At 74.5% G+C, this 12,063-nt stretch carries 6 protein-coding genes; all 6 read right to left on the bottom strand.

Features of this window, described 5'->3' with window-relative positions:
* Positions 1-31: 31 nt before the first annotated feature.
* The 6 genes from SSNG_RS37175 to SSNG_RS41560 all read right to left on the bottom strand — a co-directional run bounded on the left by SSNG_RS37175 (position 32) and on the right by SSNG_RS41560 (position 12,056).
* Positions 32-1,660, bottom strand: a complete 1,629-nt coding sequence (locus SSNG_RS37175) for a hypothetical protein (protein ID WP_007269149.1) — start codon at positions 1,658-1,660, stop codon at positions 32-34.
* A complete protein-coding gene (locus SSNG_RS37170) occupies positions 1,657-2,610 on the bottom strand; it encodes an ABC transporter ATP-binding protein (RefSeq protein ID WP_007269148.1) in 954 nt (317 codons plus the stop codon). Before SSNG_RS37170 ends, SSNG_RS37175 begins: the two co-directional genes overlap by 4 nt.
* Positions 2,611-2,880: 270 nt before the next feature.
* Entirely contained in the window at positions 2,881-3,702 is an 822-nt protein-coding gene (locus SSNG_RS37165; RefSeq protein WP_165365102.1) for a class I SAM-dependent methyltransferase, read from the bottom strand.
* Positions 3,703-3,761: 59 nt separating this feature from the next.
* On the bottom strand, positions 3,762-4,544 hold the full coding sequence (locus SSNG_RS37160) for an alpha/beta fold hydrolase (protein WP_007269146.1): 783 nt from the start codon (positions 4,542-4,544) through the stop codon (positions 3,762-3,764).
* Between the two features lie 65 nt (positions 4,545-4,609).
* A complete protein-coding gene (locus SSNG_RS37155) occupies positions 4,610-4,996 on the bottom strand; it encodes a nuclear transport factor 2 family protein (protein WP_042804885.1) in 387 nt (128 codons plus the stop codon).
* A 178-nt stretch (positions 4,997-5,174) separates the two neighbouring features.
* Complete coding sequence (locus SSNG_RS41560; protein ID WP_007269144.1) at positions 5,175-12,056, bottom strand: type I polyketide synthase; 6,882 nt, start codon at positions 12,054-12,056, stop codon at positions 5,175-5,177.
* Positions 12,057-12,063: the final 7 nt, after the last annotated feature.

The following is a 12,063-nucleotide window of genomic DNA, read 5'->3' as shown; positions in this document are numbered from 1 at the left end:
TCCGCGTGTGTGCCGCGTCGTGGCGCGCGGGTCAGGCGGCCAGGTCGCGCCGTCCGAACAGGGCGGTGCCCGCCCACAGGAGCAGCACCGCCACGGCGGTCAGCAGCACCAGCGGCAGCGCCTCGGCGTCCACCGCGGGCAGGGCCGGCAGGTGGCTGAACGGCGAGAGGTCCCGCACCGCCTGGGGCAGCTTCAGCAGGGCGCCGAGCTGGCCGACGACCAGGCAGAGGGCGAGCGCCCCCCACGCGGTGGCGGAGGAGGCCGCCGGCGCGAGGCCGAACACCAGGACGACGACGCCGGCGAGGACCAGGACCGCGGGGGCCTGGACCAGCGCCGCACCGGTCAGGTCGGCCACGCCCGCGCCGACGTCGCCCGCGGCGGCGCCGTAGGTGAGGCCGGCGGCCAGTCCGGCGACGAGCAGCAGGATCAGCGAGCCCGCGACGGCGACGGCCACGTGGCCGGCCACCCAGCGGCCCCGCCCGACGGCGGTGGCCAGCAGGGCCTCCAGTCGTCCGGAGGTCTCCTCGGCCCGCAGCCGCAGCAGCGCCTGTACGACGAAGCCCGCCGTGATCGCGCCGACCATGACCATCATCGAGGCGAAGAAGGTGTCCACGGGGGCGCCGCCCCCGCCGCCGATCTTGCCGAGGGTCTCGGTGAGGTCGGCGTTGTCCTTCAGGGCGTCCCCGGCCGACTTGCCCATGCCGCCGATCACCGCGCCGAGCACGGCGATCCCCACGGCCCAGCCGATCAGCGAGCCGCGGTGCAGGCGCCTGGCCAGCCCGTAGGGGCCGAGCAGGCCGGGTGCGGCGGAGGCGGGACCCGGGCGGTCCTCGAACACGCCGGCGCCGAGGTCGCGGCGGGCGGAGAGGCGCAGCGCGACGGTCGCCGTGGCGGCCGCGAACAGCAGCGGGACCACGAGGACCCACCAGCTGTCCTCGCCGAACGGGCTGGTCCGCTGGGCCCAGCCGATGGGCGACAGCCAGGACAGCCAGGTGCTCTCCACGACGGTGCCGGACGCCTGGACCTCTCCGCCCGCGTCGGCGATGCCGCGGATCAGGAAGGCGACGGCGATGAACGCGCCGGCCAGCGAGTTGGCGCCCCGTGAGGTGCCGGACAGCTGGGCGGTGACGGCGGCCACGCCCGCGAAGGCGAGTCCGGTCGCGGCGACGGCCGCGGCGGCCACGAGCGAGCTGCCGATGGACAGCCCGGCCAGGGGCAGCACGATGCCGAGGAAGATGAACAGGCCCACGTTGGCCTGGAGGGCCAGCAGCAGGGCCGCGGCGAGGCCCGCCTGCCGTCCGACGGGGGCCGCCCCGACGAGTTCGGCGCGGCCGCTCTCCTCGTTCTGACGGGTGTGCCGTACGACGGCGAAGGTGCTCATCAGGCCGGCCAGGACGCACAGGAACGTCAGGACCTGCACCATCGCGAGGGCGCCCTCGCTGGTGCCGACGGGCGCGCCGCGGGTGAGCAGCAGGGCCGGGTTGTCGGTGAGGAGCTTGACCGCGTCGGCCCGGGCGGCCTCGTCGGCGTAGGTCTTGCCGACGCTGGAGGCCGCGCTGTAGGCGAGCGCCGCGGTGCCGTAGAGCCACACGGACAGCTGGATGCGGTCCCTGCGCAGCGCCAGCTTGAGCAGTGGCTGGGTGTTGGCGTACTCGCTCATCGCGCGCCCGCTCCCGCCTTGGCGCGCCGCCCGGTCTTCTGCTCGCCGATCTCCTCCACGTGGTCGCCGTAGTGGCGCAGGAAGAGCTCCTCGAGGGTGGGCGGGGTGCTGGTGAGGGCGCGCACGCCGAAGGAGGCCACGTGCGTCAGGGCGGTGTCGAGGTTGCCGTTGTCCACGTCGAAGCTGAGGTGGTTGCCCTCGGCCCGCACGTTGTGGACGCCCGCGAGGCCCTCGACGCCGGTGACGGCGCGCTCCGACTCGACGGAGAGGGAGGTGCGGGTGAGGTGGCGCAGCTCGGTGAGGGTGCCCGTCTCGACGGTGCTGCCCTTGCGGATGATGCTGACGCGGTCGCACAGGGCCTCGACCTCGCCGAGGATGTGGCTGGAGAGCAGGACGGTGCGGCCCTGCCGCTTGACCTCCTTGACGCTGTCCTGGAAGACGGCCTCCATCAGCGGGTCGAGGCCGCTGGTGGGCTCGTCGAGGATGAGGAGTTCGGCGTCGGAGGCGAAGGCGGCCACGAGGGCGACCTTCTGCCGGTTGCCCTTGGAGTAGGTGCGGCACTTCTTGGTCGGGTCGAGCTGGAAGCGTTCGATCAGCTCGGTCCGGCGGGCCTGGTCGATGCCGCCGCGCAGGGCGCCGAGGGTGTCGATGGCCTCCCCGCCGGAGAGGTTGCGCCACAGGCTCACGTCGCCGGGGACGTAGGCGAGCTTGCGGTGGATCTCCACCGCGTCGGCCCAGGGGTCCTTCCCGAGGAGGGTGGCCTGTCCCCCGTCCAGCCTCAGCAGGCCCAGCAGGGCCCGGATGGTGGTGGACTTGCCGGCCCCGTTGGGGCCGAGGAAGCCGTGCACCTCGCCTTCGCGGACGGTCAGGTCGAGTCCGTCGAGTGCCCGGAACTTCCCGAAGTTCTTGGTCAGTCCTGTCGCGGCGATTGCGTTCTCGCTGGGTGCCACCGCACACCACCTTTCACGATGTCGTTTTCCTTCGGAGTCGTCGTCCGTACGATCCGTACGACCCCCCAAGACGACGGCACCGCAGCCGGGTCGCGGCCCGGATCAGCATTCCGCCGATCACCTTTCCGGAGCAATGAGGGGGCGTATTCATGGCCTGATTCAGGGGTGCGTACGGGTTCCGGATAGGGGTTGCCCCGCGCCCCCCGGCGGGCGGGAACGCGGAAGGGGCCCGGGAGCCGAACGGCTCCCGGGCCCCTTGCCAGCGGGTCGTCAGAAGGTGTAGCGCATCACGCGGTTGTACTTCCGCAGCACCGGGATCACGTTCATGACCTTGCACATCATCCGCGAGGTCCACGGCATGTGCGACACGTACGGCGAGTCGGTGAAGGTCCACTCCATCCTGTGCTCGATCCGCGGGTCCCACTCCTCCAGCGTCTTGGGGTCCTCCAGTCCCCAGACGAACCGCTGGCCGGTCGCCTTGACCGTCCAGTGCTTGTTCATCGCCTTCACCGAGAACGGCGTGTAGGCGTCGAACAGCAGCTCGCCCCGGGGGAACCGGCCGGTGATCCGGGTGACGAGGTCGCGGACCTGGTCCTCGGTGAAGTACACGAGGACGCCCTCGGCGACGACGAGCACCGGCCGGTCGGCGGGTACGTCCTCCAGCCAGTGCGGGTCGAGGGCCGAGGCGCCGATGACGTGGTGGTGGTCCCGCTCCGGGAACAGGTCGCGGTAGAGCTGGGCGACCTCCGGCAGGTCCAGGTCGTACCACTCGACGTCGTCGGAGGGGTCGATGCGGAAGACGCGGCCGTCGAGGCCGGCGCCGAGGTGGAGCACGACGGAGCGCGGGTTGCGGTCCAGGAAGTCCTGCACCCAGCGGTCCACTTCCTTGCCGCGGATGGCGAGGGAGATGGCGTCGTCGTCGCGCATCTTGAGCTGTGTCTTCAGCTCGTCGTAGTCCTCGATGGACTCGACCGCGCGGACCGCGAGGCGGTCGTTCAGGATCGGACGCCCCGACTTGGCGTCATGGGCCCGTGAGTAGAGGGCGACGAGGAGGTTCCTCGTGGCCGCGCTGAACTGCACCTTGGTCTGCATGGGGACACCCATCTCGGTTCGTTCGGTCGGTCGGGTACGCCGCGGCCGGCACGCGGGCGTCAGCGCCCCGCCGGCACCGCGGTGAAGGCCGCGAGGTCCTCGATGACCGCCCGGGTCACGCCGGCCTGCTGCGGGGTCAGGTAGAAGTGCCCGCCGGGGAAGGTGCGCAGGCTGAACTCACCGCTGGTCAGTTCCCGCCACTCCATCGCCTCGGGGACGCTGACGCGCGGGTCCGACTCTCCTGTGAGGACGCTGACCGGGCACTTCAGGGCCGGGCCGGGGCCGTCGGGGAGGTAGCGGTAGGTCTCGACGGCCTTGTAGTCGCTGCGGATCGCCGGGAGGACCATGCGCAGCAGCTCCTCGTCGGCCAGCAGGCCCGCGTCGGTGCCGCTGAGGGCCCGGATCTCGGCGATCAGCGCGTCGTCGCCGCGGGTGTGGACGTTCTCCTCGCGCCGGACGGTCGGGGAGCGCCGGCCGGACGCGATCAGGCCGGCCGGCGGGGCGCCCTCGCGCTCGAACCTGCGCGCGAGTTCGAAGGAGAGGACCGCGCCCATGCTGTGCCCGAACAGCACCAGCGGCTTGTCGGTCCAGGGCAGCAGCGCCCGGTGGATCTCCTCCACCAGGGCGGCCACGTCGTCCAGGGGCGGTTCGGCCCGGCGGTCCTGGCGGCCCGGGTACTGGACGGCCAGTACCTCGGCGTGCCCGGCCAGCTCCTTGGAGAAGTTGAAGAAGAAGGACGCGCTGCCGCCGGCGTGCGGCAGCAGCACCAGCCGGTGGTGCGCCTCCGGCGCGGGGTGGAAGCGCCGGATCCACAGGTCGCCGTGCTCGTCGGGGGTGCTCATCTCCGTACCTCTCCTTGGTGATCGCCGGTCGGGTGCGCCGGGGCTCGGCGGCGCGGTGGGGTGGCTCAGACGCCGATGTCGCTCATGCCCCAGAAGACGCGCATGTCCTCGATCAGGCCGTCGGCGTTGATGGTGAAGACGTCGACCGCGTTGATGTTGGTGCGGGTGCGGTTCGGGTCGAGGATGTTGGTCATCGTCGCGGCGACGGGGACGGCGACCTGCTTGCCGTCCTGGCCGACGGAGGCGTGGCCGGGGGCGACGGTGACCTCGGCGGCGATGTTGCTGTGGAAGTACTCGCGCTGGGCGGCGCGGCCGACGCGGGGCTCGCGGCCGACCGGGTCCTCGATCCGGGCGTCCTCGGTGAAGTGGGTGAGGATGGCGTCGATGTCGCCCTCGTTCACCTTGCGGAAGTACTCCGCGACGATCTCCTTGCGCTTCTGCTCGTCCAGCATGGGTGGTCCTCCACGGTCGTGACGGGTGTGCGTCGTGATCGGTGTACGTACGCGGGCGTGACCGTAGGCGGATGGCTTAAAGCCGCGCTTAAGACACCGGGCGGGCAGGTCCCGGAACGCGTCCACCCCCGGCGTCAGGACCGGGGGTGGACGGGTATCGGGGGTGTGCGGGGAGGGCTCAGCCGAAGATCCAGAACCGTTCGCGCTGGAAGGGGTAGGTCGGCAGGTCCACGGCGCGGGCGCCGCTGCCCTCGAAGACCGCGGCCCAGTCGACCGGCTCGCCGGCGCTGTGGAAGGCCGCGGCGAGGGCCAGCGGCCCGCCGGCCGCCGGGTCCGGGGACGGGTCCGGGGACGGGTCCGGGGACGGGGCGGGGGCCGGGGCGGCGGTCAGTGCCTCGGCGAGGCCCTCGGTCCAGTCCTCGCCCAGCGGTTCGCCGGAGTCGGCGTCCAGGAGGGCGATTTCCGGCCGTGCGGTGCCCGTCACCCGGGGCTCTCCGCCGTCGGCGAGGACGGCCAGCGCCTCGACGGCCTGCTCCAGGGTGAGCGCGCCCGCGACGTGCGCGGCGGCGAGCCGGCCGGGGCCGGACACCAGCAGCGCCTGCGGGGCCAGGCCCCAGCTCTCGTACAGCCGGAACAGGGCGACTTCCTCGGCGAAGGCCTCGGCCGCGGCCGGGAAGGGCGCCGCCAGCCGGACGTCGAGGTGGGCGCGTACGGCGTCCCAGGCGTCGGCGAAGACGGGCCGGGCCGCGTACAGGTCGTCCGCGAGGCCGCGTACGGCCCCGGTGAACGCGATCCGCGCGGTGCCCTCCGTGACGGCCGCGGGGTGTTCCCGGCCCCGCTCGACGGCGGCCAGCGCCGCGAGGAGTTCCTCGCGCCCGGCGGCGAGCAGCACCGTGCGGTGTTCGAAGGCGGCCCGGCCGGTGGCCAGGGTGAAGCCGACGTCGGCGGGGTCGAGGGCGGGGTCCCCGGCGAGTGCGGCGCCGATGCGTGCCGCCTGCGCGCGCAGCGCCTGCGGGGTGCGGCCGGAGAGCGGGACCGCGACGGTGTCGGGGTTGGTGCGGGCCGGGGCGGCGGGGGCCGGCTCCGGGGCGGGCGGTGCTTCGAGGATCAGGTGGGCCTGGGTGCCGCTGGCGCCGAGCGAGGAGACGCCGGCCCGGCGCGGGCGGCCGGTCTCCGGCCACGCGGTGGGTTCGGTGACCAGGCGGACGGCGCCCGCCGACCAGTCCACGCGGCTCGTGGGCTCCTTGACGTTCAGCATCGGCGGGAGCAGTCCGTGGCCCAGGGACAGCACCGTCTTGATGACGCCGGTGACGCCGGACGCGGACTGGGGGTGGCCGATGTTGGACTTGACGGTCGACAGCAGCAGCGGCCGGTCGGCCGGGCGGTCCTGGCCGTACGTCGCCAGCAGGGCCTCCGCCTCGATGGCGTCGCCGAGCGGGGTTCCGGTGCCGTGGCCCTCGACCGCGTCGACGTCCAGGGCGCTCAGGCCGGCGTCGGCCAGGGCCTGCCGGATGAGGCGCTGCTGGGAGATGCCGCTGGGGGCGGTGAGGCCGTTGCCGGCGCCGTGGTGGTTGACGGCGGAGCCCCGTACGACGGCCAGGACCGGGTGGCCCAGGCGGCGCGCCCGGGAGAGGCGTTCGACGAGCACCATGCCGGCGCCCTCGCCCCAGCCGGTGCCGTCGGCGTCCTCGGAGAACGGCTTGCAGCGGCCGTCGGCGGCGGCGCCGCCCATGTGGTGCCAGGCGACGGGGGCGGACAGGACGGTGACGCCGCCCGCGAGGGACATCGCGCACTCGCCGCGCCGGACCGACTGGACGGCCAGGTGCAGGGCGACGCCGGACGAGGAGCAGCCGGTGTCGACGGTGAGGGTGGGGCCGTGGATGTCGAGGGCGTAGGCGACGCGGCCGGAGGCGATGGCCGGGGCGATGCCGCTGCCGAAGTGCGGTTCGCTCTCCTCGGGGATCCGCTCCGTGGGCAGGAAGCCCTGGTAGCCGACGCCGATGTAGAGGCCGATCTGTTCGTCGGTGAGGCCGCGGGGGTCGAGCCCGGCGCGCTCGAACGCCTCCCAGGCGGTTTCGAGGAGGATCCGCTGCTGGGGGTCCATGACGAGGGCCTCGGCCTCGGAGATGCCGAAGAAGGCGGCGTCGAACTCGCCGATGCCGCGCAGCAGTCCGGCCTGGCCGAGGGTCTTGACGGCCTGGAAGCCCTCCTCGCCGCCGTCCTCGGCTCCTGCGGGGAGGTCGGCGATCCGCCAGCCGCGGTCGCGCGGCAGGTCCCCGACGAGGTCCTCGCCCTCGGAGACGGCCTGCCACAGCTGTTCGGGGGTCTCGATGCCGCCGGGGAGGCGGCAGCTCATGCCGACGATGACGACCGGGTCGTCGTCCTCGGCGGCGTCGTGGCCGGCGGCGGGCGCGGTCGTGTCCTGCTCGCCGGTGCCGAGGAGTTCGGCGCCGAGGAACCGGGCGAGGGCGGCCGGGTTCGGGTGGTCGTAGACCAGGGTCGCGGGCAGGGTCAGTCCGGTCGCGGCGGTGAGCCGGTTGCGAAGTTCGACGACGGTGAGCGAGTCGAAGCCGAGTTCCCTGAAGGCCCGGCCGGCCTCGACGGCCTCGCCGGAGGCGTGGCCGAGCACGGCGGCCGCCTGGGCGCGTACGAGGTCGGTCAGCAGGGTGGTGCGTTCGCCGGGGGTGGCCGCGCGCAGGTCGCGGACGAGGGCGGAGGAGGATTCGTCGACGGGCTGGGGTGCGGTGGGCGCGGCCTGCGGCACGAGGTCGGTGAGCAGGGGGCTGGGGCGCTCGGAGGTGAAGCCGGGCGCGAAGCGGGCCCAGTCGACGTCGGCGACGGCGACGAACGCCTCGTCGTGTTCGACGGCTTGGACCATGGCGTTCAGGGCGGCCTGCGGGTCCATTTCGAGGACGCCGCGGCGGCGCATGTACTCCTGGGCCCCTTCCAGTTCCATCATGCCGCCGCCGCCCCAGGCTCCCCAGGCGACGGAGGTGGCGGTGAGGCCGCGGGCCCTGCGCCGTTCGGCGAGCGCGTCGAGGTAGGCGTTGGCGGAGGCGTAGGCGGTGTGCCGGGCTGCGCCCCACACGCCGGAGTTGGAGGAGAAGAGGACGAAGGCGTCGAGGTCGGTGCCGTCGAGGAGGGCGTCGAGGTGTTCGGCCCCGGCCACCTTGGCGGCCGACAGCTGTTCGAACTCGGCGGCCGTGGTCTCGGTGCCGAGGGTGTACTGGGGTACGCCGACGGCGTGGACGACGGCGGTCAGCGGCCGGTCGGCGGGAATCGCGTCGAGGACCGCCTTGAGCTGGTCGCGGTCGGAGACGTCGCAGGCGGCGAGCGTGACGTCGGTGCCCAGGGCGCGGATCCCGGCGGCGAGTTCGGCCGCTCCGGGTGCCTCGGCGCCGCGCCGGCTGGTGAGGACGAGGTGGGCGGCGCCGGTGGCGGCGAGGCGGCGGGCGACCTGTGCGCCGACGCCTCCGGTGCCGCCCGTGACCAGGACGGTCCCGGACGGCTCCCAGCGGCGCAGGGGCTCGCGGTCGCCGAGCGGGGCGCGCACCAGGCGGCGGCCGAGGACGCCGCTGGTGCGGACGGCGACCTGGTCCTCGTCGCCGTAGCCGCCGGCCAGGACCTTCGCGAGCCGGTCGAGCGCGCGCTGGTCCAGGGTGGCCGGCAGGTCGACGAGGCCGCCCCAGCCGGCGGGCTGTTCGAGGGCGACGACCCGCCCGAGGCCCCAGACGCGGGCCTGTGCCGGTACGGCGGGGGCGTCGGCGCGGCCGGCGGCGACGGCTCCCCGGGTGGCGGCCCAGTGCCGGGCGGTGATCCCGGCGTCGGCCAGGGCCTGGACGAGGACGTGGGTGCCGGTGGCGCCGGCCGCCTCGTCGAGGCCGAGGAGGGAGAGGACGCCGCCGAGGCCGGGCAGGGCCGCGGTGGCCTCGCCGAGCCGCTCCGTGAGGGCGCCGCGGTCGGCGCCGGCGGGGTCGGTCTCCAGGACGACGGTCTCGACGCCGTGGGCCGCGAGGCCGGCGGCGACCGTGCCGGCCACGCCCTGGGCGGCGGGCGGGGTGACGATCAGCCAGGTGCCGGCCGGGGCGGTGGGGGCGGGCGCCGCGGTCAGCGGGGTCCAGGCGGCCTTGTAGCGCCAGGAGTCGAGGGTGGAGCGGGCCTGCTGTCCGCGCCGCCAGGTGGCGAGGGCGGGCAGCAGCTCGCCGAGGGCGCGGCGCTCTTCGAGGTCGAGGGTGCCGGCCAGGGCTTCCAGGTCCTCGGCCTCGACGGCCGCCCAGAACCGGGCCTCTGTCTCGTCGGCGGTGGCGGGTCCGGCGGCGGGCGCCTCGGGGCGGACGGGGGCGGGCTTGAGCCAGTAGCTCTGGCGCTGGAAGGCGTACGTGGGCAGGGCGACGGTGGTGGCGTCCCGGCCGGTGAGGACGGCGGTCCAGTCGACGTCGACGCCGCGGGTCCAGGCGGTCGCGAGGGAGGTGGTGAACCGGGCGAGGCCGCCCTCGCCCCGGCGCAGCGTGCCCGTCGCCAGGATGTCGGCGCCCGCGGCCTCGGCCGTCTCCACCAGCCCGTACGTGAGCACCGGGTGCGCGCTCGACTCCACGAAGGCCCGGAAGCCGTCGGCGAGGAGGGCACGGACGACGGGCTCGAACGACACCGGCCGGCGGCAGTTCTCGTACCAGTACGCGGCCGTCAGCTCGGGCCCGTCCAGGACCTCGCCGGTCACGGTGGAGTACAGCGGGACCGAACCCGTCCGGGGCTCGACGAAGCCCAGCAGGTCCAGGATCCGCTCCTTGAGCGGCTCCACCTGGGCGCAGTGGGAGGCCACCGTGGACGGCACGATCTTCGCGCGGACGCCCTCGGCCTCCAGCGCGGCGACGAGCTCCTCCAGCGGGGCCACCTCGCCGGCCACCGTCACCGCGCCCGGGCCGTTGATCCCGGCGATGGACAGGGCGTCCCCGTAGGGGGCGATGCGCGTTTCGGCCTCGGCTCGGGAGAGGGAGAGGGAGGCGACGGCGCCGTTGCCGACGAGCTCGTCGGCGAAGAGCTGCGAGCGGAGCACGGCCACCTTCGCGCCGTCCTCCAGCGTCAGCGCGCCCGAGACGACGGCCGCCGCGATCTCGCCCTGGGAGTGGCCGACGACGGCGTCGGGCACCACGCCCGCCGCACGCCACAGCTCGGCGAGGGACACCATCACGGTGAACAGGACGGGCTGGAGCACCTCGATCCGGGTGAGAGCGTCCCCGTCACCGCGCAGCACCTCCTCCACCGACCAGTCGACGTGCGCCTCCACGGCCGCCGCGACCTCCGCGAACCGCGCCGCGAACACCGGCGAGGAGTCCAGGAGTTCGACACCCATGCCGGCCCACTGGGAGCCCTGCCCGGGGAAGACGAAGACGGTCTTGCCGCCCGCGTCCGCGACGCCCGCCGCGGCGGGCGAGTCGAGGGCGGCGAGCAGTTCCTCGCGGCTGGAGCCGAACGCCACGGCCCGGTGGTCGAACGCCGACCGGGTCGCGGCCAGGGAGAGCGCCACGTCCTCGGGGCGCAGCGTCGTGTCGGAGCGGACGAACTGCCGCAGGCGGGCGGTCTGCGCGGTCAGCGCCGCCGCCCCCTTGCCGGACAGCGGCCACGGCAGCGGCCCGCCGGTGCCCACCGCCGGGGCGGCGGCCGGGTCCTCCTGCCGCTCGGCGGCGGCGGGGGCCCCGGCTGCTTCGGGGGCGGCTTCGAGGATGGCGTGCGCGTTGGTGCCGCTGAGGCCGAAGGAGGACACGGCGGCCCGGCGCGGGTGGCCGGTCTCGGGCCAGGGGCGGGACTCCAGGAGGAGTTCGACGTCGCCGGCGGCCCAGTCGATGTGCGGGGAGGGCGCGTCCACGTGCAGGGTCTTGGGGAGCACGCCGTGGCGCAGCGACATGACGGTCTTGATGATGCCGCCGACGCCGGCCGCGGCCTGGGTGTGCCCGATGTTGGACTTGATGGAGCCGAGCCACAGCGGCTGCCCGTCGGGGCGGCCGCGCCCGTAGGTGGCGAGCAGGGCGTTGGCCTCGATGGGGTCGCCGAGGGTGGTGCCCGTGCCGTGGGCCTCGACCGCGTCGACCTGGTCGGGGGTGAGGCGGGCGTTGGCGAGGGCGGCCCGGATGACGCGCTGCTGGGCCTTGCCGCTGGGGGCGGTGAGGCCGTTGGAGGCGCCGTCCTGGTTGATGGCGGAGCCCCGGATGACGGCGAGGACCTCGTGGCCGTTGCGGCGTGCGTCGGAGAGCTTCTCCAGCAGGACCAGGCCGACGCCCTCGGAGAAGGAGGTTCCGTCGGCGCCGGCCGCGAACGCCTTGCAGCGGCCGCTGAAGGCCATGACGCCCTGGGCGCTGAAGCCGACGAACAGGCCGGGGGAGGCCATCACGGTGACCCCGCCGGCCAGGGCGAGCGAGCACTCGCCCTGGCGCAGCGCCTGGGCCGCGAGGTGCACGGCGACCAGGGAGGAGGAGCACGCGGTGTCGATGGTGACCGCGGGGCCCTCGAAGCCGTACGTGTAGGAGAGCCGGCCGGAGATCACACTGGCCACGGAGCCGGTGACGAGGTGCCCCTCGGCGCCCTCGGCCTCGTCTCCGAGGCTCTGGGCGTACGAGGGCTGGGAGGCGCCGATGTAGACGCCGGTCTGGGTGCCCTTGAGCCGGACCGGGTCGATGCCGGCCCGTTCCAGCGCCTCCCACGAGGCCTCCAGCAGGAGCCGCTGCTGCGGGTCCATGGCGAGGGCCTCGCGCGGCGAGATCCCGAAGAACGCGGCGTCGAACTCGTCGACGTCGGGGACGAACGCGGCTTCGCGCACCGTTCCCGTGTCGCCGAGGTCCCAGCCGCGGTTGTCGGGGAAGCCGGAGACGGCGTCCCCCTCCTTGGCTACGAACTCCCAGAGGTCTTCGGGGGATTCGATGCCGCCGGGGAAGCGGCAGCTCATGGCGACGACGGCGATCGGCTCGTGCGCGGCGTCCACCAGGTGCTGGTTCTGCCGGCGCAGCCGTTCCGTCTCCGTCAGCGACGCCCGCAGCGCTTCGACGACCTTTTCCGAGGGGGTGCTCATGGGTGTG

Source organism: Streptomyces sp. C, from assembly GCF_000158895.1.
In the GTDB taxonomy this organism is placed as follows: domain Bacteria; phylum Actinomycetota; class Actinomycetes; order Streptomycetales; family Streptomycetaceae; genus Streptomyces; species Streptomyces racemochromogenes.
Note: the sequence above shows the minus strand (reverse complement) of the source record. Positions and strands in the feature narration are given on the sequence as shown.